Genomic DNA, 26704 nt, shown 5'->3' with positions numbered 1-26704 from the left:
CAAACGTATCCGACCTTTTATTTTTTATCTGTAAAAAAATATTAAAACTGATGCTTATTTTTATGCGGATGAATGCTGCCAACACAATTGAAATACCGGGCCTTATTACGCAAAAAATAACCCAAAAGCTGGTATTTAACACAGATGGCATTACTATACAAAAAGCTTCGCCGTTTGCTTCTTCTGCTTTTTTGCCTGCCGCCAATATCGCAGCTTTCAGGTATGGGGTTAGCTGGATAAGGGGCTATCGGTTTGTTTTTGGCCGCCAGTATTTTGTGGAGGTGCAAGCCGACGACCGTAAAATTTCGCGTATTAAGCTGGGCAGTTATTACGGCATCCGTAAAGAAGTTTATGGCAAGCTTTGGAATGATATTATCCAGCAATTATGGCAAAACTACTTTGTAAACCTGTTTAACTATTACCACGACCTGTACAAAATTCACCAGACTTTTGAGCTTTGCGGCATCAGCTTCCATTTTGCAGGCATATGCTGGGACCAGCAGGATATTTTACCCTGGCACACCATAGCCATTAGCAGTTACAGTACCTATTTTATGATTTACAACTGCCAAAACAAAAAGCAGTGCAAAAGCAAAAACTTCGCCAATGACTGGAACGCGGTGATATTACAGGTATTGCTGAAAGAGATTGTTAAAGAGCGTAATGTGATGTTGTCATAAGCAAAAAGGTAGAGACGCATAATTGCGTCTCCCGTTTGCAAATCGAACAGGCAAATCGACATTGCAAATCCTGAATATCCCGTGGGAGATGCAATTCTGCGTCTCCTCTACGGAAACAAAACTACTTCAAATACTCGTCCAGCCAGGCAAACACTTTGTTCCTTACATCTCCCGCATCAAACATTACCCCGTAATGCGGGGCGTTGGGTACAATAATCAATTCGTTTTTTACGCCTGCAAGCTTGAGGTGCAAACTGAGGGAAATAGATTGGCCGGGATTTACAGATTCGTCTTTTTCGCCCTGTACAATCAGGAATGGCGGGTCGTTTTTATCAACATAAGTAACCGGACTGGCTATTTTTGCCAGGTCGGGCCGGTCGAACACCCTGGCGCCTAACAGCAGCGTTAGCGGGCTGTTGGGATCTGTTGATTCATTGCCTTTTATCGACAGAAAATCCGACGGGCCATAAAAATCAAGTACCAGCTTGATTTTAAACGAAGGCTTTTTGCCATCAGCATAAAATCCCTTAATATTGTCATTGTTGGATAAACCCATCAGCGAAGCCAGGTGCCCGCCTGCCGAAAACCCAATGAGGGCAATTTTATCCTTATCCAATTTGTATTTAGCTGCGTGCCGGTATAAAAACTCCACCGCCCGGTTACAATCCTGAATTTGCGCCGGGAAAGGCGCGGTTGTGCTATGGCGATAATCTATCGAGGCTATAGCATATCCCTTATCAATAAAACCTTTAAGGGTTTCGGTCATGTAGCCCATATCGGCATATTTATCATTCAGCATCCATGCGCCACCATGTACCCAAATAATAAGCGGGTAGCTGCTTTTTACCACCGGCGGCAGGTAAATATCCAGCAGGTGTTTTTTTAAGGTATCGCCGGCGTAGTTAATATCGCCATACAGCACTGTGCCCTTTGGGAAAAATGGTTGTTTGGGGGTGGATGTTTGAGCGATAGCATAATTGCTAAACAGCAGGAATAAAACGATAAGCTTTTTCATAATTTATTGGTTGTTTAAAGATAGGTTTTAGATAGCTGTTTTTTACCTAAAAAATCATGGTAACCTTTGGATTAAGAGAAACAACGACCAACGGCGGCCCTGATGTGATAAAAGGGGTATTTGCAAGGCTGAACCCAGAGGGGTAACCGACTCTTTTGTCATTTCGAAACGAGGTACGAGTGAGAAATCTTATACGCTCTGCAATCTGATAAGCTCATTGAATTACTGGGCGTGTAAGATTTTTCGCTACGCTCAAGACGTAGTTTCTCTTCGCCACCAGGCACCTCCCGCCTCGCTCACCGACATTTTATTATATAAATTGATTGACGTTCGCGTGAACAACGCTATCGTTTATCCGTTACGCCCCAATCAACCTTTCCCCTTCAATCTTCTTCTGCAATTCCAAAATTGCACCAATCAATGCTTCGGGGCGGGGTGGGCAGCCTTGTACGTATACATCAACCGGGATCACTCTGTCAACTCCCTTTACCACGTGGTAGCCGTGCTGCCAGTAGGGGCCGCCGCAGTTGGAGCATGAGCCCATGCTGATTACGTATTTGGGCTCGGGCATTTGCTCGTACAGGCGCTTGATGCGTTCGGCCATTTTAAAGGTAACGGTGCCGGCTATAATAATAACATCGGCCTGGCGGGCTGATGGGCGGGGGAATACGCCAAAACGGTCAAGATCATACGTAGATGCCATGGAACCCATCATTTCAATAGCGCAGCAGGCTATCCCAAAGCTTAGGGGCCACAGGGATGATAAACGCGCCCAGTTAAGCAGGTCGTTCATTTTGGTGATCACTACACCGCCGTCTTCACTGGTTATATCGCTACTCATTTGTGGGCTTTTTAAAGGTGGGTTTAAACATGGGCTTGCGTACCGGGGCCGCCTCGGCAGTTACTTCGGGAGCAACGGGTTCCGGTGCAGCCGCTTCGTTGGTCATGCTAAATGGTTTTACAACAAATTTGCCTTGCTCCAGGTTCAGCTGTTGGTAAAACGACAGCGGGATGTTTACATCGGTTGTTGGCACGGTTGGTTTGGCTTTTATCCATTCCAAATCGCCTTTGGCCCAAACGTACACCAGGCCTAATACCAGGATGCCTAAAAAGATAAACATTTCGGCTAACGAGAACCATCCCCAGCGGTTATCGGCAGCAATCAGCTCGTGGTTGCCAAAAACGGTAGCCCAGGGGAACACAAACACCATCTCGACATCGAACAATAAAAATATTAAAGCGATAACGTAAAAACGCGAATTGAAGGGCAGCCAGGCATTGCCGGTAGGTTCTTCGCCACATTCATAGGAAGTTAGCTTCTCGTAATTGGGGTTGCTGGGGGCCAGTAGCCGGTTGAAAAAAAATATCACGCACACCATTATTATCCCGGTGATAAGAAAGATGAGTATCTTTCCAAATTCTGATATTTGCGAAACCTCGGTCATGACAACAAAATTAACAAAACAAACAGATTTTGACGCAATAATTATTGGCGGTGGCGCCTGCGGCCTCATGTGCGCGGTGCAGGCCGGCTTTTTAGGCAAGCGTACCCTTGTGCTGGAAAAAGCCGACCGTGTAGGAGCCAAGATCCTGATAAGTGGTGGCGGCCGCTGTAATTACACCAACCTGTACGCTACCGACCAACAATTTATATCGCAAAATCCACACTTTTGTAAATCAGCATTTTCGCAATGGACGGTGGACGATACCATCAGTTTTTTTGAAACCTACGGCATAACAGGTAAAGAAAAAACTTTGGGCCAGCTATTTCCCGAAAGTGATAAAGCAAAAGATATAGTTGAAGTGTTCACCAATCTGTGTGCCGATATGGAACAGGATATCTGGTGCAATGCCGAGGTGAAGATGGTTGAAAAAACCGGTGATGGTTTTACCGTTAGGGTTGAGGTTAATGGCAGGCAGGAATTTGTAAGCGCGCCAAGCGTGGTTATAGCCGCCGGCGGTTTGCCGATCCCCAAAATGGGCGCTACCGATTTTGGATTGCGCACTGCCCGCCAGTTCGATTTAAAAATAGCCGATACCGCCCCCGCCCTGGTGCCGCTTACCATTACCGGCAAGGATCAGCCCTGGTTTGAGCAGCTAAGCGGCAACAGCATTTTTTGCCGCGTTTGGAACGACAGGATAAGTTTTGAAGAAAACATATTGTTTACCCACTGGGGATTAAGCGGCCCGGCCATATTGCAGATCTCCTCGTACTGGAAACCTGGCGAAACCATCTACATCGACCTGCTCCCCAATCAAAACATTGCCGACATGATTCAGCAGGAAAAAGAAACCAACGGCAAAAAAATGCTGCTGACCTACCTGGCCGGCCTGTATACCCGCAAATTTGCCGAGGCGCTGAGCGATAGGTTGCCTGTAGAGAAAAACCTGGCATCGCTCACCAAAACCGAGATTGAAGATATTAGTCAATTAATCCACGGTTTTAAAGTAAAACCCGCCGGCGATAAAGGCTACGACAAAGCCGAAGTAATGCGCGGCGGCGTATCAACCGATGAACTATCGTCTAAAACCCTTGAAGCAAAAAAAGTCCCCGGCCTGTTCTTCGGCGGCGAATGCGTAGATGTAACCGGCTGGCTTGGCGGCTACAATTTTCAATGGGCCTGGGCCAGCGGGTTTGTGATTGCGCAGAATATATAGTTCTTTTTTTAATTCCCTCCCCACGGGAGGGGTGCGGTTGAATCGTGTGCAAAGGCAGGGAGGGGTTTATGCGCTATGCCACGAATTATTCGGGTATAACAAGCATTGACGAAACCCCTACCTCCTCCTTCCCCAAGGAAGGAATCGCACAATCCCTCGCTTTTGGCTAACTTTACAAAGTTCCCCTCTCGAGAGGGGGCGCGCCGGAATTGTGCGGCTGCAGGGGTGTGTTGGCCAGCGTTCAACCGTCCGCTTATACAACACACCCCTCCACCCCTCTCAAGAGGGGAATCGCGCAGGCGGCCGCTTTTTAAAGGTTCCTTCTATCTTTCAACTATCTCATAATTCCTATACTCTCCAATCCGCCATCCGGTATATTTCTCTACAAACTGTAAAAATTTACGCCTAAAGGTCATCGCTTTGCGCAGTTCTTTTGTGCTAAAATCAATATTCCAGTTGGTAGCGGTAATGCGTTTTTGTATGGGGGCCGGGTGGGTGCCTGTAAAGCGCACCAGCTTATCGGCGTTGCTGTAATCAAACTCAAAAGTTTCGGGCAGGTTTTGCTCCATCCAGGCATCGTCGTGGTAAAACTTGTTGAAGTTGCGGATCTTGTTATTCAATCCCTGCGGTGGCTTGGCCCAGCCGTAGTGGTAAATGTACGCGTCAATCAGCTTTACTTTAATCTTCCGGTCGTTAAGGCGGAAACCCTGCGCGTCGCGGTAAGCATGTATGCCTTTGATGTTTTTTACCAGGCGGATCTCGCGGCGGTACCACCTGCGCGAATCGCCGTAGTAATCATAGGAGCCGTAAAAATGAAGATATTTAAACAACAGGCCTTCAATGTTGGGCTTATTCAGCGCATCTTCCATCTCCTTTTTGATAAGGGGGTGATATTTTTCGTGTACCGCCTCATCGCCCTGGATATAAAATGCCCAGTCGCTATCCGGCGATATGGCTGCAAAAGCCTTATCCGTTTCTACTGCAAACACACGGCCGCCATCTTTCAGCGAATCGTCCCAAATGGTATCGATGATTTTGATTTTTGGCGATCCGATGGCCTCGATCAGTTCACGCGTCCCGTCATCCGAGTTGCCGGCTGCTACTATAAACTCATCGCAAAGGGGCAAAATGGAGTTGATGGCCTCAACAATAGGATAATCGTTTTTAACCGCGTTTCTGATAAAGGTAAATCCGGATACTTTCATTAAGGCAAAGGTAATACAGTAGTCCAAATAATATCGAATAATGAATTTTGAATGTCCAACACCGAAGTCTTCTGTTCATTATTCGACATTAAATCATTTTAGATTCTTAACTTAATGACATTGGGATATCGGCGTATGAGCATATAGCCCTGCCTGCTTCTGCCAACTGGCCAACTGACAACTGCAAACCGCCCGCCGCAAACTAATTCAAAGCCGGGTTTTCGGGGAAGTTGGCTATATGTGCATAGCGATTACCCAGGCCCTTGATCACGTCTTTCCACAGGTTGTGCTCTTCGCCTTCAAAAAGGGTTTCGGGGGCAAACTTGTCGGTTACTATCCAGCTGTCGGCGGCAATTTCTTCGTCGAGTTGCTGGGGCGTCCAGCCGGAGTAGCCGGCAAAAAACTTTATTTCGGTTTCGTTAAGCTGGTAGTTGCTTACCAGCTTTTTTATTTGCTCAAAATCGCCGCCCCAATATACGCCGGAGGCAATTTCGATACCACCGTCAATTTTTTCGGGTACACGATGGATAAAGTGCAGTGTATTTTTGCCCACGGGGCCACCTTCATACACCGGCATTTCGGAGTACGATACATCGGGCAGTACGTCGCCAAGCATATATTCGCCATGATGGTTTAAAATAAAGCCCATGGCGCCATCGACAGAAAATTCTGTGAGGATAATGACCGATCTTTTAAAGTTCGGGTCCATCATAAAGGGTTCCGAAATAAGCAGACGCCCGGCGGCTGCCGATATAGTACTTAACATACAGGTTTAAATTTAAATAACACAACAAGCTTAGTAAAAATATGTTCAATTATGAAAATGAAAATATATCAATATATACGGATTAATTAATTAGTAAGTTTGCATAAATGAACGAGCAGGAACTACAAAATTTAAGGCAGGAGTATTCTGCCGCCACTTTATTGGAAAACAGCACCAAGGCCGACCCGATGAACCAGTTTGAACAATGGTTTAACGAAGCGCTGGCCGCAAAATTGCCCGAACCTAACGTCATGACGCTGGCTACGGCAACTACAAACGGAAAGCCATCGGCCCGGATTGTTTTGCTGAAAGGTGTTAATAAAGAGGGGTTTATGTTTTATACCAATTACCTGAGCCGCAAGGGTAAAGAAATTACCAAAAACCCGCATGGCGCCATTACCTTTTTTTGGGGCGAACTGGAACGCCAGGTGCGTATTGAGGGTACATTGGAGAAATTGGGCAAGGAAGAATCTGAACGATATTTTCACTCGCGCCCTGTAGATAGCCAGATAGGTGCATTGGTATCGCCGCAAAGCCAGGAAATTGAAGACAGGAAAGTGCTTGAAGATAAACAAACCCAGCTTACAGCCGAATACGAAGGCAAAGAAATTCCGAAGCCATCATACTGGGGAGGATACATTTTAAAGCCACAGCTTGTAGAGTTTTGGCAGGGCAGGCCAAGCAGGCTGCATGACCGTATCCTTTACAAGAAAACCGATAAAAAAACCTGGAAAAAAGTACGTTTGGCCCCATGATGTTTAACGACATTAAATTATTACTTATCCAAAAATTTGGCGAGGCTGTTATTGCCGGCGAAGAAACCGGCGGCCTGCAGCCTGCCTTGCTAATTAATCCCGACGATATTGACAGGGTATGCCTGGAGCTGCGTAATAACCCCAAAACGTATTTCGATTTTTTGTCGAGCATCAGCGGGCTGCATTATAACGATGAAACTAATCGCTACGGCGTGGTTTATCACCTTGCATCTATTCCGTATAAAACCCAGCTTACCCTGAAGATAAGCAAGCCCCATGACCGGGAAAGCGACCAGTTACCCGAATTTAAAAGCATCACCGCCATATACCGCACTGCCGACTGGCACGAACGCGAAGCTTATGACCTGTTAGGTATCTTTTTTACCAACCATCCCGACCTGCGCCGCATTTTATTACCTGATGACTGGGATGGTTTCCCGTTACGTAAGGATTATAAGACGGCCGAGTATTATAAGGGAATTAAGATAGATTAGGGAGCCTCACCTAAATCCTCTCCAAAGGAGAGGACTTTTGATTTGCATATTTATTAGCCTCATGGTGTTAAAACATCACGGGGCTAACTTTTTTCAGAACCCTCTCCTTTGGAGAGGGCAGGGTAAGGCTTTGTTAATTTTTGTTAAATAATTTTGTTATTTACGAACTATTCGTAGATTTACGAAATAATCGTAATTAACAATGGAGAAATTATCAAAACAAGAGGAAGAAGCCATGCAGGCGGTATGGCAATGCGAGGTGGGTTTTATAAAAGATTTTCTTGACCAGATGGAGGAACCCAAGCCGCCATATACCACGCTGGCGTCAACCATAAAAAACCTGGAGCGAAAAGGATTTTTGCAAAGCGAAAAAATGGGCAACTCCCTGCGCTACAGCGCGGCCATTAAAGAGGAAGAATACAAAAAACGTTTTATGAGTGGTTTTGTGAACGATTACTTCCAAAACTCCTACAAAGACCTGGTTACCTTTTTCGCTAAGGATAAAAAGCTAAGCGCCAAAGACCTGCAAGAGATCATTAAACTGATTGAAAAACAATAAACCCTAAAGCCATGCCAGCACTGTTTGTTTTTTTGCTTAAAGTAAATATTGCCCTGTTGTTGTTTTGCGCCGGTTATTACCTGGTATTAAGGCACCTTACGTTTTATACCCTTAACCGCGTTTACCTGCTTGCAGCTATATTGTTTGCCAGCATTTACCCCCAAATAAACCTGTCGGATTTTATACAGCGCCACCAGCAATTGGCCCGGCCTGTTCAGCAGGTAGTTATAAACTGGCAGGCGCCCGCGCAAGCCCTGGCAAAAACAGTTGATAAGCCCGGTTACTGGGCTTATGTTGAGCTTATATTTTGGGCAGGAGCAGCCTTGCTGGCCATCCGCTTGTTTGTGCAGCTGTTTTCGTTGTACCGTTTATATAAAAATTCCAAGCCTGCTACCATTGGCAACCACCAGGTTAGGCTGATGGATAAAGATGCTGCGCCATTCTCATTCTGGCAAAGCATCTTTGTTAACCCGGCCAACCATGAGCCTGCCGATTTAAAGGCAATTTTACTGCACGAGCAGGTGCACGTAAACCAATGGCACACGGCCGATATTTTGCTGGCCGAACTAAGCAGCATTTTTTATTGGTTTAACCCGGGAATTTGGCTCATGAAAAGGGCTATTCGCGAAAATATAGAATTTATAACCGATCAAAAGATCCTTAAAAAAGGCATCGACAGCAAAACTTACCAGTATAGCCTGGTATCGGTAAGTTTTAATAACACGCAACCTGGCATTGTAAACCATTTCAATTTATCAACCATTAAAAAACGTATCATCATGATGAACGCCAAACGATCTTCAAAAATAAACCTCACCCGGTACGTGTTCATGGTGCCTGTTGTAGTTGGGCTATTGTTGGTTTTTAGTATTTCAAAAGCCGATTTTGTAAAAAAGAGCGATGCTTTTAAATCGATAACCATATTATCAAATAATGTAGGTAATGCCGTGGGCATAAATAAGCTGGCTGCCACCATAAAATTGATTTTGCCTGGTAAGGACGAAAATAAAACCCCTGCAAACACAGCCAAAGGTAAAACTGATGATGATAATACCACCAGCACTGTATTTTATTTGGATGGTGTACAGGTATCAAATGCCAATAGCTTTGCCGATAATACTGAAAGTATAGATTACCTTACAGCAACTGACGCCAAAAAATATTTTAATGTGGGCGATAGCAACCATGCAGTGGCCTTTGCGACAAGGAAAAACTCAGCGGCAGGTAAAGCCCTGAGAGAAAAGATAGCACAACTGGTAGCCGCAGGCAAGATTAAGATAAACAGCGTTAATAAGGGGGCTATTGAGCATGTGAATGCCAAAGTGAATTTTATTTTAAAAGATATGGTAAACGCCGATACCACCAAACGGGCTTTTGCTATCCATATCAATGGAAACGACTCGGTTATGTATTACATTAACGGTAAAAAAGGAGATATCAAAAATGTAAATCCCGATGATATACTTAGTGTTAATGTATTTAAAAACAGCGATGCTGCACAGCTTGTTGATGATAAAGTGGCAGATAATGTAGGGCTGGTATTTATTACCACAAAAAACTCGGCCGAGGGCTTAAAATTTAAAGAAAAGCTGGATAAATATAAGGGCACAACAGGTGCCGGGTTTGCTACAGTTATGGATTTTAGCCCCGCTCATACAAAAGGCCGCGTTGATAAAGTTTTTATAAGGGATATGAAAATTGCCGGTGATACTTTAAAGGATGCAAACGGCAAAACAAAACGTATTTATTACGCTTATACGGTTAACTCTGCCGATCCCGTAGTAGTAGGTAAGGTTAAAGGCCTCAGCAAAGTAACCGTATCGGCCAAATCCACAAAGGCACTTAAATCTAACCTGAAGATAGATGATGTCACCTCGATTGCAGGCGCTGCGGATGATAACGACGATGCTGAACCCATTACGGTAACAGGCACAGGGTTAAGTGGTGTAAGGGCCACCAAAAGGGTGGCGGGTAGTGCTGCGGCTTCGGGCGCTACAATGGTTACCAGATGGGACAGCAAGCCAATTCGTAAAAACATAGTGGTAAAAGGTAATGCCATTACCTTAAATAGTACCACACCAATGGATACCATTGTGATGATGACAGCCGATGGTGATCCGGTAACTATGGTTGATAGCAAAAATGGAATAAATGCTACCGCAACTAAAATTTTGCGGATACGCCCCCGGAATGACGACAAGGCAAGCCCGCTGATTTTGGTAGATGGTAAAGAGGTTACCCAGGGCGAGTTCAAAAACCTAAATCAAAATGATATCAAAAATATAAGCGTGCTTAAAAACGATGCCGCCACAGACAAAAAATACGGCGAAAAAGCCAAACAAGGTGTGATTGTTATTGAGTTGAAGAAGAAAAAGTGAGTGGTTGATTAGGTGATTAAGTGAGTAGTTGATTGAGTTAGATTGGGTTGATTAAGTTGTTGCTGATCAAAATCTTCATTCAAAATAGCCAATCACTTAACACAATCAACTTAATAAACCATCCACTACAAAAAACAAGGTTGATTAAGTTAATAATAGGATCAGTTAAATGGTTAGTAGTTGATAAGTTTACTATCCCCGTTAGCTTAATCACCCCTGTTACTTGTTGAATGGTTGATCGTGTTGTAAAACACTTCTTAATTCTGTTGATTTTAAAATTCTGAGAGCAATTCCGATTCCGACAATCCCCCCTCAACTCGCTACCGCGAGTTTTTCTGTTTCCAGGAGTTGTAAAAGTGCTTTTTCGGCAATATTCAACTCAGCAGCTTTGGCATCTTCGTGGCTGTCAATTTTCTCAAGGTATTTAAATATAGTGCCTTCCTCGTAGCTTTTTATTACCGTTGGGTGTACGTAGTATTTTTTGCAAACGGTGCGGGTGTTGCCAAGGTTAATGGCTACCTCATCCAATACGCTTACAATTTTCTTTTTGCATTCGGTAATGTTTTGAAACTCGCCGGCCTCTTTAAAGGCGTAAAGGGCGCTTACACTACCACTCCAGGTGCGAAAATCTTTGGCGGTAAAATCTTCGCCGGTAATGCCTTTCAGGTAATCGTTAATATCACCCGAGCCGACACTACACCGTTCACCATCGGGTTTATAATACTGAAAAAGGTCCTTGCCAGGTATATCGCGGCATTGCTTTACCAGGTTGGCCAGGCGCCTGCTTTGCAGGGCTACTTTATGAAAAACACCTTTTTTACCTTTAAACTCAAACTTTATTTTTGATCCTTCAATGGCCACATGTTTGTTAAGCAGTGTGGTTAAGCCAAACGACCCGTAAAGCTTTTTGTACGATTCATTACCCACGCGAATGCTGGTCAGTTCCATCAGGCGTACTACCAGCGCCACAACTTTTTCATGATCAAGGTTGTGGCGGGCCAGGTCTTTATCTACCTGGGCGCGTATGGCAGGCAGGTGTTCGGCAAAGGTTTGCAGGCGGTGGTATTTGCTTTGATTTCGGATCTGGTTCCAGCCGGCATGGTAGCGGTATTGTTTACGTCCTGCAGCATCGGTACCTGTAAACTGCAGGTGGCTGTTTTCATAAGGCGAGATCCATACGTTGGTGTAAGCCGGGGGGATAACCAGTTTGGCAAAACGGGCAATCAATTTCTTATCCTTTACCAGCACGCCACCGGCATCATAATAACTCCAGCCCTTGCCCGCTTTTTTACGGGTATAGCCTGGGGTTGAATCTGAAACATAGCGTAAGCCAACTGCCTTTGCCGTAACTTTTGGGTCGCGACCAATTTTTTCGAGTTTTTGTACCAGGCGATTCATGCAAAGTACAACAAGGGGCAGGGGATTAAGTTTTAGGGGAAGGGCTAAGAATCAATAGCCCATAGGGGCATGTCATAATATTTTTACAGCATATACAGGCTATCCTCAAAACCAATTTGTAGTTTTAGCTATTAATGTATCATAAACATTTATTAACCAAATTCATGCTGCCTAAAAACTGTAAAACATTTATTTTAAGCCTGTCGTTAACAGCCGGGATAGCTGCCTGCCATGCGGCCCCGCAACAAACTGCGGTTGCCGATACCGGCAAAGGTGCACCTGTTGAAACCATTAAGCCCAACAGCGATTATAAATCAGCCTTCCCCGGTCAAACGCGTATCACAGGCGTTAAAACCAAAATGGCGGTAACCGCAACCGTTATTAACAGCGAGTTAAAGCAACCCTGGGCGCTTTGCGTATTGCCCGATGGCCGCTTTCTGATAACCCAAAAGGGTGGTACTATGCGGATCCTAAAAGCTGATGGACAGGCCGATAAAACGATAAGCAATTTGCCTGCAGTGTTGGCCCAGGGCCAGGGCGGCTTGCTGGATGTTAACATCGATCCTGATTTTAAAACCAACCGGATGATATTTTGGGATTATGCCGAAGTAACCCCCGAAGGTAACGTACTGGCCGTAGCTAAAGGTAAATTATCTGCAGATGAAACCCAGGTAGAGAATATTGAAGTGATATACCGTGCAAAGCCCGCTTATAGGGGTGCTTTACAGTACGGCAGCCGCATTTTGTTTGATAAGCAAGGCAACTTGTTTGTAAGCACCGGTGAACGTTCTGGCGGCGATATACGCATGAAAGCGCAGGATTTGAGCGCTGCTATTGGTAAAGTACTGCACTTAACCAAAGATGGTAAGGCGGTGCCGGGTGGCCCCTTTGCCAATACCCCAAATGCCCTGCCCGAAATTTATGCCTACGGTTTCCGCAACCCCGAAGGGATGGCCTGGAACCCCGCAACCGGCGAACTATGGGAAGATGAGTTTGGTCCGCGCGGCGGCGACGAGATCAATATCATCCGCCCGGGCAATAATTACGGCTGGCCTGTGGTTACCTATGGTATTGAATACAGTGGCGAAAAAGTTGGTGATGGTATTCAGCAAAAAGAGGGTGTAACCCAGCCCGTTTATTACTGGGACCCTGTTATATCGCCTTGCGGTATCACTTTTTACACCGGCGATATGATACCCGAATGGAAGGGCAACCTTTTTGTAGCCGCCCTCAGCGGATCGCACATAGCACGCCTGGTTATTAAAGATAATAAAGTTGTAGGCGAGGAGCGCCTGTTTAAAGATAAACGCGAACGCTGGCGCTCGCTTGCCACCGGTAAAGACGGTGCGTTGTACGGCGTAACTGATAATGGCAAAATGTACAGGATAGCTAAACAATAGTAAATAAAAAGCATTACAAAATCCCGAATGGGCAACCATCCGGGATTTTGTTTTTTATAAAGATAGTTAAAAACGCCGCAGGGCAAACGCATTTAAATAGTTAAAACAGGCACAAATATTTGGATGCGCCTAAATTGGCTATCAGTTTAGTGTTAACCATGATAAAATATAAAATATTGATTATTAACTATTTATGAATGTTTTATCTGAAATGTGTTAAGTTATGTTAACCCAATTAGATGCGTTTGCCCTGAAAAATGCCGCCAAATATTTGCCGGGTTTGATATTAATCGGTATTCTTGAAACATCACACATATCTTTAAAAAGCGCCGTGGCCAATGGCCGGCGTAATAACTATTCATGAGCACTATTCCTGCAACTTTAAAAACCAAACAACACTTCGAAATCCTGGACGGCATGCGCGGTGTTGCCGCTTTGGCGGTAGTGGTATTTCATTTTACCGAGTTCCTTTTTCCAAGTTACGATGTAAACTTTATTGGCCACGGCTTCCTCGCTGTCGACTTTTTTTTCTGCCTGTCGGGTTTCGTAATAGGTTATGCTTATGATGACCGGATTGGTAAAATGGGCGTGCTGGAGTTTTTTAAATCAAGAATAATCAGGCTGCATCCGTTGGTTATTTTAGGTTCGGTGTTGGGCCTTATTGGTTTTCTTGTTGATCCGTTTGGCGGTCATCCGGAGGCTTACAGCGTTGGCCGGCTGGCGCTGATATTTGTAAGCTCGATGCTGCTTATCCCGTTCCCGGCCATGCAGGAGCGGTATTTTAACTTGTTTAGTTTTAACGCGCCTGCATGGTCGTTATTTTGGGAGTATATAGCAAATATTGTTTATGCGTTGGTGCTTTACAAGCTTGCGCGCAAGTATTTGGTTGTATTGCTGGTTATAGCCGCGGCAGCGCTCGGTTTTGTGGCCTTCCATGCCAAAATATTATCGGGCGGCTGGGCCGGCGAAAACTTTTGGGAAGGCGGTGCCCGCATTTTTTATTCGTTTACAGCCGGGCTGCTTGTATACCGTTTTAACTTCATTATCAAAAACAAGCTTGGCTTTATTGGGCTTGCCCTATTACTGTTAGCGGCATTAATGATGCCCCATAGTAAATGGAACTGGCTTGCTCAATTGCTCGTGGTTCTTTTTTATTTTCCGCTGCTTATCGCTTTGGGGGCAGGTGCCACGCTTTCGGGAGGCCTTAAAAAACTCTGCAACTTTTCGGGTAATATTTCTTACCCATTGTATATGACCCATTATGTGGGTATCTGGTTTTTTGGCAATTATGTAATAAGCCACAAGCCGCCAACCAGCCAAATTGTTTATATAGTAATTGCAGGCGTAATATTGCTGGTTGGTATGGGCTACCTGGCCATGGTGGCTTATGATATTCCGGTAAGGAAGTATTTGAGTGGTAAGCGGCAGCAGGGCTGATGAGATGATAACAAATGATCGACTTTTATTACCAGTCAATTTTTTTGCCGGTGAGTATTTTATATTATTGTTTAATGAGAAGAAAAGACGACATCCTTTGGAAAGGGATTCTCGAAGATGTTTTTGACGATTTTTTATGCTTTCTTAATCCTGATGCTTCGGATATTTTCGACTTTGATAAAGGGTTTGAATTTTTGGATAAAGAGCTGGAGCAGGTTTTCCCGCCGGAGAAGGACGAGTATTCTCCGAAAGTAATTGATAAACTGGTTAAGGTATTTACCAAAAGCGGCAACGAGGAATGGATTTTGGTACATATCGAGGTGCAGGGTCAATATCAAAAGGATTTTGGTAGTCGTATGTTTACCTACTTTTACCGGATATTGGATAAGTATCAAAAACCTATAGTTGCATATGCCATCTTTACCGAGGCGAACACAAAAGAACGGTCGGATCATTTTACCTTAGACTTTATGGGTACAAGTTTGCGATATACTTTTAATACCTATAAAATAGCCAGCCAAAGTGATGAGGAATTAATGGCCAGTGATAACCCTTTTGCGTTGGTAGTATTGACTGTAAAAGCCGCGCTCGCTGGTAAAAATATTAAGGATACCGACGAAAAAGATGAGCTTTTGTTTGCTTTAAAGCTCAAGTTAGCTAAGTTGCTGTTAACAAGGCAAATTGCAAAAGAAAAGATCAGGGTATTAATGAATTTTTTGAAATATTATGTGCGCTTTGAAAACCCGGATATAAATACTAAATTTGAACAAGAGGTTAAAAACTTAACAGAAAGGAGTACCACTATGGGCATTGAAGAACTTTTATTAGATAGGGCCGAGAAGCAAGGTATTCAAAAAGGTATTGAAAAAGGCATTCAAAAAGGCAAGCAGGAAGGTAAACGGGAAGAAGCAATTACCATAGCCCGTGAACTTAAAAAAGAAGGCCTGACTTCTGAGTTCATTGCAAAAACCACTAAACTTTCTGTTGAGGAAATAGAAAAACTTTAATTGATAACGTCGATAAAGTATAGCAGCAGAGCCCTAAAAGGGCTTTTGTTGTTTTAAAGCCTTCAAAAAGTTGGGAAGAATAATGTGCCGACAAGGCATCAAAGTGAATAATGAGTGGCTTAGGCCCATCCCATTACATTCACTATTCACTATTTACCATTCAAAATTACATTCCCTTCAGCACCCCAACCAAATATTCCACCTGATCCGCATGTATATCTAAGTGTGTTACAAAACGGATGCGGTGTTTATCAGTATCGCTGGCTTTAATGCCTTTTTCGGCCAGTTTGGCCAGTACTGCTTTGGCGGGTTCTACAGTATCAAATAGTACAATATTGGTTTCCACCGGCATTACATGGCTTACCCAGCTTAAATTAGCCAGTTCTTCGCCCAAAATGCGAGCGTGGGCATGGTCTATTTTCAGGCGTTCTACATGGTGGTCCAATGCATATATAGCCGCCGCTGCAAGGAAGCCCGCCTGCCTCATACCGCCACCCATTACCTTACGAATGCGGCGCGCGTATTTAATAGTGGCCTTATCAGCCAGTAAAACCGAGCCAACCGGCGCGCCAAGCCCTTTAGATAAGCAAACAGAAATGCCATCAAAATAAGTTCCGTAATCAACAGCCTTATCGCCGGTATGGGCAAGGGCGTTAAAAATACGGGCGCCATCCAAATGGAGTTTTAGATCTCTGGCATGGCAAAGCTGATCTATTGGTTTAATGTCATTTAAAGTATAGCAGCTGCCACCGCCTTTGTTCACTGTATTTTCTAACACCACCAAACTGGTGTGGGGATAGTGAATATTTTCGGCATTAATTTCCGGCTCAATCATTTCGGCTGTGATAATGCCGCGGTAGCCGTTCAGTAAACGGGTAGATACGCCGGAGTTAAAGGCAATACCGCCACCTTCATAACGGTACACGTGAGCGGTTTGATCGGCAATAAGCTCATCAAGCGGTTGGGTAAAGCACTTAATGGCTATCTGGTTGGTCATGGTACCCGATGGACAAAAAATTCCCGCTTCCATCCCAAACATGGCGGCCGCTTTTTCTTCCAGGGCGTTTATGGTTTCATCTTCGCCAAAAACATCATCGCCAACTTTGGCGCTCCACATGGCTTCCAGCATGCCTGGAGTTGGTTTGGTAACGGTGTCACTGCGTAAATCAACAGTCATCATATTAAATATCTAAAAATTACGTTCTTTGTATTTTATACTTGTTATGCGCTCAATTTTAATCATTTTATTTTTTATGCTGTGTTTTGTATCAGCAAAATCGCAAAAATGGCAGTCGGGTGCTTTTACCGATGTAAAAGGTAACCGCAGTGCCGGTTTTATCCGCGTAAACCCCGGCGGCAAAGGCCCTATTAAAGATGAAGGCTTTATTGAGTTTAAAGACGACGAAAAAACAAACCCCTATAAACTCAGCGCCAGTGATATCCGCTCGTTTGTGGCAGGTAAGGATAGCTTTGTGGTTGCCCACGCCCCACGCAACGAAGACTGGAGCAAAGAGGAAACCGATTTTGTACAGGTAGTATTGGACGAGCCACTTAAACTATATGCGGCCAAAGGCGCAACAGGCGGTGGCGGCGGTGTACATTTTTCGCCGGGTGTAGCTATGGGCTATGGCAGTGGTGGTTACGGTGGCGGCCTTGGCGGCGGTGTAGGTGTTTCGCTCGGCGGCGGCGGTGGTAATGGAGGCGGTGGTAAAAGCTCAAAAACAACCTACTATTTTGGCGAAAGTACCGCCGATATGCAGCGCATAACCGATGCCAACTTTGAAGATATTATGGTAGAGATATTGGGCGACGAAGAGCAGGTGGTTGAAAGCATTAAACAGCACAAGTATAACCTCAAAAATATAGATAAGCTTCTTGACTACTACAACAAATCGGTAGCTGCACATAAAGGGCAGCCGGCGCAGTAAACCGGTTAATAAAACGTTTGAAATTACAGGTCGTTCCCAAAAGGAGCGACTTTTTTATTGAACCGTCTTGTTTTTCAAATAATCCATACTAAGCCCGTAGATATTATCATAATTAAAAAATTATGCCATATCTTTTATTAAATCATTTAAAAAACTATCTTTAAGCCTTACATAATTGTAAAACATAAAAGCTGATCTTATTGAAAACAATTACCCGCAGAGATTTTTTGGGTAAGGGTGCTATGCTGGCTGGTGGGGCTTATCCCGCTATGTTGGCATTGGGCATGCTAAAACCCGCTCCCGCGCACGCCTTTAATTTGGAGGGCGATGGCAAGGGCAAACACATTATTATATTAGGAGCGGGCCTTGCCGGCATGACCTGCGCTTATGAGCTTAATAAATTGGGCTATCAATGCACCATACTGGAGGCCCGCCAGCGTACCGGCGGCCGCTGCTGGAGTATCCGCAACGGCGCAACTAACCAGGAGATTGACAAACCGGCGGTTACCGCCAAATTTGATGATGACCTTTACTTTAACGCAGGCCCGTCGCGCATTCCGCATCATCACGAGTTAACGCTGCATTACTGTAAAGAGCTTGGTGTACCTATACAGGTGTACAACAACGTTAATGAGGGCGCTTATTATTTTGCCGAAGGCAAAGGCCCGCTCTCTAACAAAAAAGTCCGTGTACGCGAAATTCATAACGATATCCGCGGTTATATGACCGAAATGCTGGCCAAAAGCATCGATCATGGAGGCCTTGATAGCACCATGACCAGAGAGGATGGCGAAAAGATAATAGCCTATCTGCAAGCCGAAGGAGGTCTTGATGTAGATAAGCTGTACAAGGCATCAGCAAGGAGGGGGTATACCGAATCGCCGGGAGCGGGAGACAGGCCAGGCAAAATTGCCGATCCGCATAAGCTGGCCGATATACTGCATTCGGGCCTCATGGATCCTGATTTTTACAACGTGGCTGAATATACCTACGAATTGCAGATGACCATGTTCCAGGCCGTTGGGGGTATGGATCAGATTGCCAAAGCTCTTGAAAAAAAGGTAGCGCCATCTGTAAAAAAGGGTGCTGAAGTTACTTCGATCAATAACCTGGCCGAGGGGGTAAAAATTACTTATAAAGATGCCGCGGGCGTTCATGAGTTAACCGGCGATATGTGTATTTGCACTTTACCACTGCCTGTTTTAAGTAACGTAAACAACAATTTCTCGGGCGATGTTAGCCGGGCTATCGATTATATCAGCTATATACAAACAGGTAAAATAGGTTTGCAGTTTAAACGCAGGTTTTGGGAGGAGGATGAGCATATATACGGCGGTATTACCCACACCAACAACGATTTAACACAAATTTTTTACCCATCTTATGATTATTTAGGAAAAAAGGGTATCTTGATTGGATATTACAATTTTAACGAAAAAGCCCAGAAAATCGGCGCTTTAGGTTATGCCGAGCGTGAGAAGTTTGCGCTGGAAAAAGGCAGGCTAATCCACCCTCAATATGATAAGGAATTTGAAGCGTCTTTTTCAGTTAGCTGGCACAAAACAAAATACAATTTAGGCGGATGGGCTGTTTACAGCATCGAAACACGCAAAACACAATACCCGGTACTATTAAAGCCCGATAAGCAGGTATACTTTGCCGGCGAACACCTAACCTATCTGAACGCATGGATGGCCGGCGCATTTGAATCGGCCCGCAGTACAGTGGCTGCCCTGCATGCCAGGGTAACTGAAGGCCGCGCAAGCTACCCAGCGGTAAAATAGGTTTTGGAAATAGAATCAAGAGTCAAGACAGCTGTAGGGGAGTGGAAAATGTTTCTGGACTAAGATTGAATTGGTTAAAACTATAATACTACAAGATAAATAAATCTGTCATGTGTCAGGATCATCAGTCTTGATACTTGATACTAACTACTTGATACTTAAAAAAATGGCAAACTCACTTAACCGCAGAAACTGGATCAAGTCCAGCGCACTTATGGCCGGGGGACTGGCCTTCTTTTCGGGGACAATCAGTAAGCTGGCCGCTATGCCGGTTGCTAAGAAGCTGGCCCCGCTGGCTAAACGCTTTACCGATATGGATGCCATAGCAGATGCGCCACCGGTATTAAAAGCCCGCTTACTGGCTAATGAAAACCCATTTGGCCCATCACCCGCCGCAAAAAAAGCAATCCAGGAAGCTATCGACCTGGGTTACCAATACCCAATGCAATCAATGGGGGTGCTTTACGATAAAATTGCCAGCTATGAGGGAATTTCATCCGGTAACGTCCTAATGGAATCCGGCTCATCACCATTATTATTGGCCGCCGCCATGTATTACAGCAAGGGCGGAAAAAGCATTATCACCGGCGATCCATCTTATGACGACCTGCCATCGCATGCCGAAAGGCTGGAAGGCAAATGGGTTAAAGTACCATTGACCGCCGACTATAAACTTGATTTGGACGCCATGGAGGCCAAAATCGACGCTAACACGGGGTTGGTTTATATCTGTAACCCAAATAACCCAACCGCGACTATATTGGATACCGCCAAATTAAAAGCCTTTTGCGAGCGGGTATCAAAAAAAGTAACTGTTTTTGTTGATGAAGCCTACATCGATTACCTGCCCGATCCTAAAGGTTCCTCGATGATAAGCACCATGAAAGCCGGCAGCAATATTATAGTTGCCCGTACATTCTCTAAACTATACGGGTTTGCCGGCCTGCGCTGCGGGTACATCGTGGCTCAACCGGATACTATTAAGGCCTTATCTAATTACACCACCGGTTTCTCGCTGTCGGCAACAACAATTGCCGGTGCTATTGCCGGCTATCGCGAGGAGGCATTTTTGAAAGAAGCTTTAGAAAAAACGCTGGCATCAAAAGAGTATTTGTACTCGGTGCTGAAAAAGGAAGGCTACGAATACATTCCGTCATCGGCCAATTTTGTAATGTTCCCGCTAAAAATGGACAGCAGAAAATTTGTTAGCGAAATGATGAAACGTGGCGTGGGCGTACGCAGCTGGCAATTCAACAATAAAGAGTGGTGCCGCGTAAGCATCGGCCGCATGGACGAAATGGAAGCATTTGCCGAGGCGTTTAAACAACTAAGTTAGAATAGAATCAAGAGGTTAGAATCAAGAGTCAAGACAAAGAACTTTTGATTCTAACATTTTATCTACCCCACCTTCATATTTCAAAGCAAATAGGTACAGTAATATAATAACAAATATCAATTGCAGAATCAGCTTTAGATACCAACAAGTAAAGTCTTAACTCTTGATTCTTGACTCTTGATTCTCCCCGAAAAATATGCGTAAACTAACATTAACAATACTTTTAACCGGTTCTATTTATTTAAGCCGTGCACAAACAACTGCGGCGGTAAATCCTCGTCCGCTTACTATGGATGAGTATAGCAAAGCCCAAACCTTTACCATTGCCGATCTGGATAAGGATACATATGTAAAATTTGAGAACGCCTACGTACTGGACAGGTATGAAAACCGGAAACCGTATTTTATCACCGGATCTGACGGGCTTAAAAAACGCGTCGACCTTTATAAGCTGATAGCTAAGGAAGGCATGCAGGAAATTGGGCTGATGGTGTTTTATACCAACGAAAAAGGCAAATTATATAAAGCCCTGGTGCCCGATTTTACTGCCGATGGCAAAGTATGGGAAAAGTACTTTTTAGATATTGATAATATTAACAAGGTTGAAACCAATTTTATTCTGAAGCTATCGTATGTATTGTCAAAAGAGGTAAGTTTTCAGCAATATAAAGTGCTGAACGGCGGCAAGGATATGAAGGAAGAATCAGCTACATACGGTAACGATATTTGTTTCCCTGGCGATGAGATGGTAACCATGGCCAATGGTAGCAAAAAAATGCTGAGCACGATAAAAAGCGGCGATGAAGTAATTACCATTGACCCGGCCACCAATAAAAGTTCGGTAGTTAGGGTAAAGGAGTTAACCACCCACGAAGCAAAAAATTATGCCTTAACACGCCTGGTGCTTGTTGCTGCAGATGTTAAAAACACCAGGACAGGTAGGTTGGTAAACCTGAATACCAAAGTATTGCAGGCCACGCCAAACCACCCGATGCTTACCAAACAGGGCAGCCTAAAAATGGGCGAGATAGCTACCGGCCAGGAAGTGCTTTGCCTTAACGAGCAAACCGGCAAATACGAAGCCTTTACTGTACTTCAGAAAACAGAAAATGGCGGCGGTATCCAAAAAGTTTACAACATAGTAGCCGATGGCGGCAGCACCCTGCTGATGAACGGCGTTATGGTGATGCAGAAGTAAACTCTACCCAAATCCTCCCCCCAATGTCATTAAGTTAAGAAAAACAGAAGTGGAAAATAATATCGAACACTGAATTCCGAATATCCAACACCGAAGTTTTTCCTTCATTATTCGAAATTGGATATTCGGTGTTCGATATTAAGTCAACCTTAATTCCTTAACAAAAAACCTCTATCTTGCCAATCAAAAGCTCCCCCTTTAGGGGGCTGGGGGGAATGGCAATAAAAACAACCGTTATTACAGGTGCTACATCGGGCATTGGGAAAGAAACCGCGCTTTCATTGGCCCGGCAGGGGCATTCACTTTACCTGTTGGTGCGCAACATGCAAAAAGGCGATGAACTCAAAACCTATTTAATTAACGAAACCGGGAACAAGGAAGTGCATGTTATTAAATGCGACCTGGCCGATTTACAAACCGTGCGCGATGCCGCTGTCGAATTATCCGGCAAGTTATTTGCCATCAACACGCTTATCAACAACGCAGGCGGTATTTTTGCGGAACGTGAGCTAAGTAAAGATGGTTTTGAATTAACCTTCACCATTAACCACCTCGGGCATTTTTTATTGACTAACATGCTGATGCCGCTGCTGCAAAAAGGGCAGGCACGCATTATCAACGTTAGCTCAGAAGCACATAAACGTGGTACCCCACAGTTTGATGATCTGCAATGCGAGCGATCATACAATTCATGGAAAGTTTATGGGATGAATAAACTGTTCAATATCTATTTTACACAATCGTTAGCCTCAAAATTTGCCAATAAGGGTGTTCTCGCATTTTCGTTGCATCCGGGTGTGGTAAATACCCACTTTTGGGATGATTTTAAAGGGCTGGGCAAACTGATGACCACCCTGATTCGCCCGTTTATGATCAGCGCACAGCAAGGGGCGGCAACTACCGTATTCCTGGCAACCGCGCCGCGCCTTGATAAATATAACGGCGGCTATTTTAAAAAGAAAAAAATTGCCAAAACATCTGCCATCGCCACGGATACCGCTGCCCGCGACAAACTTTGGGCTATCAGCGAGAAATTGAGCCTTTGACGATGTGCAGATATGCAAATTTCAAATATGCAGATTTCAGATGGATGATTAAATTCTCATTTGAATATTTGAAATCCGGACATTCACTAATTCCTCATCTGCATATTTGCACATCTGAAATCTGTACATTGATAAATTCCTCATCTGCATATCTGCAAATTTGAAATCTACACATCTACTACTCTGTATCTAAAAAGTTACCAAATAAACGTCATTTTAAAAGTTGTAACATTCAAACTTAATATCTACATTAGATGACTTAAATATGACAATTATGCTGGTAAACAAAAAAATATTAGTTACCCTTGGCCTCATGTCGGTAGTGGTAATAGGTGCCATGACATCGATGACACCCAAAAAAGCCGATGAGCCGGGTTGGAAAAACCTGAAAGTATTACCCAAAAACATCACCAAAGATCAATTGCATGATGTAATGGAAGAGTGGGAACACTCGTTGGGTGTGCATTGCAACTTTTGCCACGTACGTGATGAAGCCGCAAAACAAATGGACTGGGCAAACGATGCCAAACCAGAAAAGAAAATGGCGCGCGATATGTTCAAGATGATGAACAAAATCAACGAGAAATATTTTGATGCTAAAAAAGACTCATTAGGCTTAACATTAAAATCGGGAGTTAACTGTTACAGCTGCCATCGTGGCACTGCCCATCCCGAAGTAACATTGCCTGCAGGTCGTGGCCCGGGCGGCCCTCCTCCGGGTGCCCCTGGTGTTGGCCCCGGTGGTCCGCCGCCAAACGGACAGCCTGGTTCTCCACCCGCAGGTACACCAGCACCTGATAAAAAGGAATAATATAAAAAGGCCTGTGATTGATATCACAGGCCTTTTTATTTGGCCAAAAACGAAAAATAGTTGTATAATAAGCTAAAAATACCCTTTTTACTATTGCCGGTAAATATTCATTATAAATTCACATTTTTTTGACTATTTTAGGGTTTGAAAGTACCCCTTAATTAACTCACATTATGACAGCCGAATTAGATACAAAAAACGGTATTGATAACATTGCAAAAATAAAACCCTTGGCCGCCCAAAAAGAGCTGCGTTGCCGTGGTTGTGGCAATGTTGGTATATCCCGCATAAAAAGAGGCCCATTGGTTAAAACTCTTTTTTTCTGGTTACCGCTTAAACATTATGTTTGTTATCGTTGTAGCCGTAAAAGCTACAGGCTTGATAGGTCTGGCCGGTAAAAACGGAGCTGAATTCTCTGGTTCGTTTCTCTAAAAATGCTTTTGGGATGAAAAATCAAGGCCGATTTAAATATCAGGCGCAGTACGTTTAGTCCCGTATAAGAAGACTAAAAGCCGTGGCGTTGGATATTAAAAGTATTGGGTATTAAGAATTCATTGCTATATATTATTATATCTGGGTTTTTATTTAAGCCGATGCCATTGTTCGTTTATCGAAAGCATTTACCAACATCCTAAATTTTCCCGGCGGTCAACCGTTAAATCAGTTACATTTGTTTTATGCAAAAAATACTGGTAGCCAACCGGGGCGAAATAGCTTTAAGGGTAATGAGATCGGCCCGCGAAATGGGCATTAAAACTGTTGCCGTTTATTCGGATGCAGATCGTGATGCATTACATGTGCGCTATGCTGATGAAGCTGTGCATATTGGCGCTGCACCATCCAATCAATCTTATCTTGTTGGCGAAAAAATTATAGCCGCCTGCATAAAAACTGGTGCCGAAGCTATTCACCCAGGTTACGGTTTTTTGAGCGAGAATGCTGCTTTTGCAAAACTGGTGCGCGAGGCAGGTCTTATCTTGATAGGGCCATCGCCCGAGGCCATGGAGATTATGGGCAATAAGCTATCGGCCAAAGCGGCAGCGCTTAAGTACAATATCCCCATGGTGCCCGGTACCGAAGAAGCTATAACCGATGTAGTCGAGGCAAAAAAACGTGCAGTTGAAGTTGGCTTTCCTATACTAATAAAAGCAGCTGCAGGCGGTGGCGGTAAAGGCATGCGTATAGTTGACGGTCCCGGTGATTTTGAAGAGCAAATGCAGTTAGCCGTATCCGAGGCAACTTCGGCCTTTGGCGATGGATCGGTATTTATTGAACGGTATGTTTCGTCGCCAAGGCATATCGAGATCCAGGTTCTGGGCGATACGCACGGTAATATTGTGCACCTGTTTGAGCGCGATTGCTCGGTACAGCGCCGCCATCAAAAGGTGATTGAAGAAGCACCTTCAAAAGTGCTTACCCCGGCCATAAGGGCGCAAATGGGCAAATGCGCGGTTGATGCGGCCAGGTCTGTAAACTACACGGGGGCCGGCACGGTGGAGTTTATTATGGATGATGCACTCAACTTTTATTTCCTGGAGATGAATACCCGGCTCCAGGTTGAGCACCCGGTTACAGAACTAATTACCGGGATTGACCTGGTAAAGGAACAAATTAATATAGCCCGTGGCTTGCCTATCAGTTTTAAACAGGACGATTTGCAGATACGCGGCCACGCGTTGGAATTAAGAGTTTATGCCGAAGACCCGGCCAATAATTTCCTGCCGGATATTGGCACCCTGCAAACTTATATTACGCCAAAAGGGGCGGGGGTAAGGGTTGATGATGGTTTTGAGCAAGGCATGGAAATTCCCATTTATTACGACCCGATGATAGCCAAGCTGATTACCTATGGTAAAGACCGTACCGAGGCCATAGAACGCATGATAAGGGCAATTGACGAATACCAGATAACCGGTATTACAACCACTTTGGGCTTTGGCAAATTTGTAATGCAGCACGAGGCTTTTATATCGGGTAATTTTGATACCCATTTTGTAAAAAAGTACTTCAACGCTGATGTATTGCAAACCGGGAATGAAGATGAAGCCAGGATTGCCGCGATATTGATGGAGCAATTGCTTGGCAACCGGAAAGCTACTGTGACGGCCCACGTTACTGCTGAAACCAGTAATTGGGTAAAAAACAGGAGCCGGTTGTAGCTATAAAAGTTCCGTCAGTTCAGCAAAGTTATCCACCGTAGCCACCATACCATCGGGTACAACCCCAAAGCCATAGCTTGCAAAAATGAATGGTACACCTGCCTTTGTTGCCGATGTATAATCGCCCATGGTATCGCCTACGTAAACAGGGGCCTGCAGGCCATGATCGTTCACAATATCCTTAATATTATCTGCCTTGGGGTTACCCTTGGTGCCAAAGCATTGGTGCGCCAAAAAGTAAGGGTGCATATTATTTAAATCCAGGAATACCTCAATATACCCATTTTGGCAATTGCTCACAATGTATAGTTTGTATTTTGCGCCCAGGTATTTCAGGGTTTCTTCCAGCTCCGGGTAAAGTTCACCGCCTTTTTTATGCAATATTTCCAGTTCGCTCACAGCGCATAGGGCTTGTACTTCTTTGCGCTGTTCATCACTCAGGGCAGGGAATAGCTTATCAAATATAGCATCATAGGTCATACCGGTAATTGATCTTACGCGTTCAACGGTCATATCTTCGTTCAAATAATCAACCTGGTTAAGCGCGTGTTGCCAGGCCAGCGCCACGTTTGCAGTGCTATCCCAAAGAGTTCCGTCCAAATCAAAAATTATGCTGTCGAATGTGTTTTTTAATGAATTATCCATATTGGCGGCAAAAGTAGCAGATTATTTTTCTGCGCGGCAGATGGC

24 protein-coding genes are annotated in these 26704 nt (G+C 44.4%); 16 read left to right on the top strand and 8 right to left on the bottom strand.

The window, feature by feature from the left end:
- Positions 1-50 precede the first annotated feature (50 nt).
- Positions 51-680 (top strand): hypothetical protein, encoded by a 630-nt coding sequence (locus tag PQ469_RS20085; protein WP_274209277.1) that lies wholly within the window; start codon positions 51-53, stop codon positions 678-680.
- A 121-nt stretch (positions 681-801) separates the two neighbouring features.
- On the opposite strand, the gene PQ469_RS20080 is transcribed toward PQ469_RS20085, so the two are convergent.
- From PQ469_RS20080 to PQ469_RS20070, 3 genes are all read right to left on the bottom strand, one after another.
- Complete coding sequence (locus tag PQ469_RS20080) at positions 802-1695, bottom strand: alpha/beta hydrolase (RefSeq protein WP_274209276.1); 894 nt, start codon at positions 1693-1695, stop codon at positions 802-804.
- Between the two features lie 358 nt (positions 1696-2053).
- Positions 2054-2536, bottom strand: coding sequence for an NADH-quinone oxidoreductase subunit B (locus tag PQ469_RS20075; RefSeq protein ID WP_090653327.1), 483 nt, complete (start codon positions 2534-2536; stop codon positions 2054-2056).
- A complete protein-coding gene (locus PQ469_RS20070; RefSeq protein WP_274209275.1) occupies positions 2529-3140 on the bottom strand; it encodes an NADH-quinone oxidoreductase subunit A in 612 nt (203 codons plus the stop codon). Before PQ469_RS20070 ends, PQ469_RS20075 begins: the two co-directional genes overlap by 8 nt.
- Here PQ469_RS20070 and PQ469_RS20065 point away from each other — a divergent pair.
- The gene (locus PQ469_RS20065) at positions 3139-4353 is read left to right on the top strand and encodes a BaiN/RdsA family NAD(P)/FAD-dependent oxidoreductase (RefSeq protein WP_274209274.1); all 1215 of its coding nucleotides are present in this window, start codon (positions 3139-3141) and stop codon (positions 4351-4353) included. The two genes, PQ469_RS20070 and PQ469_RS20065, sit on opposite strands and share 2 nt — an antisense overlap.
- Positions 4354-4676: 323 nt before the next feature.
- Here PQ469_RS20065 and PQ469_RS20060 read toward each other — a convergent pair whose 3' ends face one another.
- Both PQ469_RS20060 and PQ469_RS20055 read right to left on the bottom strand, forming a co-directional pair.
- The gene (locus PQ469_RS20060; protein WP_090653324.1) at positions 4677-5558 is read right to left on the bottom strand and encodes a glycosyltransferase family protein; all 882 of its coding nucleotides are present in this window, start codon (positions 5556-5558) and stop codon (positions 4677-4679) included.
- A gap of 202 nt (positions 5559-5760) precedes the next feature.
- Positions 5761-6324, bottom strand: coding sequence for a YqgE/AlgH family protein (locus PQ469_RS20055; RefSeq protein WP_090653323.1), 564 nt, complete (start codon positions 6322-6324; stop codon positions 5761-5763).
- A gap of 107 nt (positions 6325-6431) precedes the next feature.
- Here PQ469_RS20055 and pdxH point away from each other — a divergent pair, with 107 nt between their 5' ends.
- The 4 genes from pdxH (at position 6432) to PQ469_RS20035 (ending at position 10510) form a co-directional block, all read left to right on the top strand.
- Positions 6432-7079 (top strand): pyridoxamine 5'-phosphate oxidase, encoded by a 648-nt coding sequence (pdxH, locus tag PQ469_RS20050; RefSeq protein ID WP_090653322.1) that lies wholly within the window; start codon positions 6432-6434, stop codon positions 7077-7079.
- On the top strand, positions 7076-7573 hold the full coding sequence (locus PQ469_RS20045) for an NADH-quinone oxidoreductase subunit C (RefSeq protein WP_274209273.1): 498 nt from the start codon (positions 7076-7078) through the stop codon (positions 7571-7573). Before pdxH ends, PQ469_RS20045 begins: the two co-directional genes overlap by 4 nt.
- Positions 7574-7775: 202 nt before the next feature.
- Positions 7776-8132 (top strand): BlaI/MecI/CopY family transcriptional regulator, encoded by a 357-nt coding sequence (locus PQ469_RS20040; protein ID WP_090653318.1) that lies wholly within the window; start codon positions 7776-7778, stop codon positions 8130-8132.
- A gap of 11 nt (positions 8133-8143) precedes the next feature.
- Positions 8144-10510 (top strand): M56 family metallopeptidase, encoded by a 2367-nt coding sequence (locus PQ469_RS20035; RefSeq protein ID WP_274209272.1) that lies wholly within the window; start codon positions 8144-8146, stop codon positions 10508-10510.
- Positions 10511-10822: 312 nt separating this feature from the next.
- On the opposite strand, the gene PQ469_RS20030 is transcribed toward PQ469_RS20035, so the two are convergent.
- Positions 10823-11908, bottom strand: a complete 1086-nt coding sequence (locus tag PQ469_RS20030; protein WP_274209271.1) for a DNA topoisomerase IB — start codon at positions 11906-11908, stop codon at positions 10823-10825.
- A 164-nt stretch (positions 11909-12072) separates the two neighbouring features.
- Here PQ469_RS20030 and PQ469_RS20025 point away from each other — a divergent pair, with 164 nt between their 5' ends.
- The 3 genes from PQ469_RS20025 to PQ469_RS20015 all read left to right on the top strand — a co-directional run bounded on the left by PQ469_RS20025 (position 12073) and on the right by PQ469_RS20015 (position 15752).
- Complete coding sequence (locus PQ469_RS20025) at positions 12073-13308, top strand: PQQ-dependent sugar dehydrogenase (RefSeq protein ID WP_274209270.1); 1236 nt, start codon at positions 12073-12075, stop codon at positions 13306-13308.
- Between the two features lie 360 nt (positions 13309-13668).
- A complete protein-coding gene (locus PQ469_RS20020) occupies positions 13669-14745 on the top strand; it encodes an acyltransferase family protein (protein ID WP_274209269.1) in 1077 nt (358 codons plus the stop codon).
- A gap of 74 nt (positions 14746-14819) precedes the next feature.
- Positions 14820-15752 carry an RpnC/YadD family protein gene (locus tag PQ469_RS20015; RefSeq protein ID WP_274209268.1) on the top strand — a complete coding sequence of 311 codons (933 nt, stop codon included), beginning with the start codon at positions 14820-14822 and terminating at the stop codon, positions 15750-15752.
- A gap of 166 nt (positions 15753-15918) precedes the next feature.
- Here PQ469_RS20015 and PQ469_RS20010 read toward each other — a convergent pair whose 3' ends face one another.
- Positions 15919-16932: a threonine aldolase family protein gene (locus tag PQ469_RS20010; protein ID WP_443192797.1), complete on the bottom strand. Its 1014-nt coding sequence runs from the start codon at positions 16930-16932 to the stop codon at positions 15919-15921.
- A 73-nt stretch (positions 16933-17005) separates the two neighbouring features.
- Between PQ469_RS20010 and PQ469_RS20005 the strand changes: the two genes are divergently transcribed.
- The 7 genes from PQ469_RS20005 to accC all read left to right on the top strand — a co-directional run bounded on the left by PQ469_RS20005 (position 17006) and on the right by accC (position 26014).
- Positions 17006-17680, top strand: a complete 675-nt coding sequence (locus tag PQ469_RS20005) for a hypothetical protein (protein WP_274209267.1) — start codon at positions 17006-17008, stop codon at positions 17678-17680.
- Positions 17681-17880: 200 nt separating this feature from the next.
- Complete coding sequence (locus PQ469_RS20000) at positions 17881-19464, top strand: flavin monoamine oxidase family protein (protein ID WP_274209266.1); 1584 nt, start codon at positions 17881-17883, stop codon at positions 19462-19464.
- A gap of 166 nt (positions 19465-19630) precedes the next feature.
- Positions 19631-20800, top strand: a complete 1170-nt coding sequence (locus PQ469_RS19995; protein WP_274209265.1) for a pyridoxal phosphate-dependent aminotransferase — start codon at positions 19631-19633, stop codon at positions 20798-20800.
- Positions 20801-20996: 196 nt separating this feature from the next.
- Positions 20997-21998 (top strand): Hint domain-containing protein, encoded by a 1002-nt coding sequence (locus tag PQ469_RS19990; RefSeq protein ID WP_274209264.1) that lies wholly within the window; start codon positions 20997-20999, stop codon positions 21996-21998.
- Positions 21999-22213: 215 nt separating this feature from the next.
- Complete coding sequence (locus PQ469_RS19985) at positions 22214-23044, top strand: SDR family oxidoreductase (RefSeq protein ID WP_274209263.1); 831 nt, start codon at positions 22214-22216, stop codon at positions 23042-23044.
- A gap of 274 nt (positions 23045-23318) precedes the next feature.
- Positions 23319-23855: a c-type cytochrome gene (locus PQ469_RS19980; RefSeq protein ID WP_274209262.1), complete on the top strand. Its 537-nt coding sequence runs from the start codon at positions 23319-23321 to the stop codon at positions 23853-23855.
- 677 nt (positions 23856-24532) lie between these two features.
- Positions 24533-26014, top strand: a complete 1482-nt coding sequence (gene accC, locus PQ469_RS19975) for an acetyl-CoA carboxylase biotin carboxylase subunit (RefSeq protein ID WP_274209261.1) — start codon at positions 24533-24535, stop codon at positions 26012-26014.
- Here the strand turns inward: accC and PQ469_RS19970 are convergent, their stop codons facing one another.
- Positions 26015-26659, bottom strand: coding sequence for an HAD family hydrolase (locus PQ469_RS19970; protein ID WP_274209260.1), 645 nt, complete (start codon positions 26657-26659; stop codon positions 26015-26017).
- Positions 26660-26704 lie beyond the last annotated feature (45 nt).

Origin of the sequence: Mucilaginibacter sp. KACC 22773 (assembly GCF_028736215.1) — a bacterium.
In the GTDB taxonomy this organism is placed as follows: Bacteria; Bacteroidota; Bacteroidia; order Sphingobacteriales; family Sphingobacteriaceae; genus Mucilaginibacter.
The sequence above is the reverse complement of the archived record's forward strand: the minus strand, read 5'-3'. Positions and strand labels throughout refer to the sequence as shown.

Coding starts and splice junctions, on each gene's coding strand:
- PQ469_RS19985 (WP_274209263.1), top strand. CDS start 22,214: ATGGCAATAAAAACAACCGTTATTACAGGTGCTACATCGGGCATTGGG.
- PQ469_RS20035 (WP_274209272.1), top strand. CDS start 8,144: ATGCCAGCACTGTTTGTTTTTTTGCTTAAAGTAAATATTGCCCTGTTG.
- accC (WP_274209261.1), top strand. CDS start 24,533: ATGCAAAAAATACTGGTAGCCAACCGGGGCGAAATAGCTTTAAGGGTA.
- PQ469_RS20025 (WP_274209270.1), top strand. CDS start 12,073: ATGCTGCCTAAAAACTGTAAAACATTTATTTTAAGCCTGTCGTTAACA.
- PQ469_RS20075 (WP_090653327.1), bottom strand. CDS start 2,536: ATGAGTAGCGATATAACCAGTGAAGACGGCGGTGTAGTGATCACCAAA.
- PQ469_RS20045 (WP_274209273.1), top strand. CDS start 7,076: ATGATGTTTAACGACATTAAATTATTACTTATCCAAAAATTTGGCGAG.
- PQ469_RS20010 (WP_443192797.1), bottom strand. CDS start 16,932: ATGATGACTGTTGATTTACGCAGTGACACCGTTACCAAACCAACTCCA.
- PQ469_RS20060 (WP_090653324.1), bottom strand. CDS start 5,558: ATGAAAGTATCCGGATTTACCTTTATCAGAAACGCGGTTAAAAACGAT.
- PQ469_RS20005 (WP_274209267.1), top strand. CDS start 17,006: ATGCTGTGTTTTGTATCAGCAAAATCGCAAAAATGGCAGTCGGGTGCT.
- PQ469_RS19990 (WP_274209264.1), top strand. CDS start 20,997: ATGCGTAAACTAACATTAACAATACTTTTAACCGGTTCTATTTATTTA.
- PQ469_RS20020 (WP_274209269.1), top strand. CDS start 13,669: ATGAGCACTATTCCTGCAACTTTAAAAACCAAACAACACTTCGAAATC.
- PQ469_RS20030 (WP_274209271.1), bottom strand. CDS start 11,908: ATGAATCGCCTGGTACAAAAACTCGAAAAAATTGGTCGCGACCCAAAA.
- PQ469_RS20070 (WP_274209275.1), bottom strand. CDS start 3,140: ATGACCGAGGTTTCGCAAATATCAGAATTTGGAAAGATACTCATCTTT.
- pdxH (WP_090653322.1), top strand. CDS start 6,432: ATGAACGAGCAGGAACTACAAAATTTAAGGCAGGAGTATTCTGCCGCC.
- PQ469_RS20015 (WP_274209268.1), top strand. CDS start 14,820: ATGAGAAGAAAAGACGACATCCTTTGGAAAGGGATTCTCGAAGATGTT.
- PQ469_RS20055 (WP_090653323.1), bottom strand. CDS start 6,324: ATGTTAAGTACTATATCGGCAGCCGCCGGGCGTCTGCTTATTTCGGAA.
- PQ469_RS19980 (WP_274209262.1), top strand. CDS start 23,319: ATGCTGGTAAACAAAAAAATATTAGTTACCCTTGGCCTCATGTCGGTA.
- PQ469_RS20065 (WP_274209274.1), top strand. CDS start 3,139: ATGACAACAAAATTAACAAAACAAACAGATTTTGACGCAATAATTATT.
- PQ469_RS20040 (WP_090653318.1), top strand. CDS start 7,776: ATGGAGAAATTATCAAAACAAGAGGAAGAAGCCATGCAGGCGGTATGG.
- PQ469_RS19970 (WP_274209260.1), bottom strand. CDS start 26,659: ATGGATAATTCATTAAAAAACACATTCGACAGCATAATTTTTGATTTG.
- PQ469_RS20080 (WP_274209276.1), bottom strand. CDS start 1,695: ATGAAAAAGCTTATCGTTTTATTCCTGCTGTTTAGCAATTATGCTATC.
- PQ469_RS20085 (WP_274209277.1), top strand. CDS start 51: ATGCTTATTTTTATGCGGATGAATGCTGCCAACACAATTGAAATACCG.
- PQ469_RS19995 (WP_274209265.1), top strand. CDS start 19,631: ATGGCAAACTCACTTAACCGCAGAAACTGGATCAAGTCCAGCGCACTT.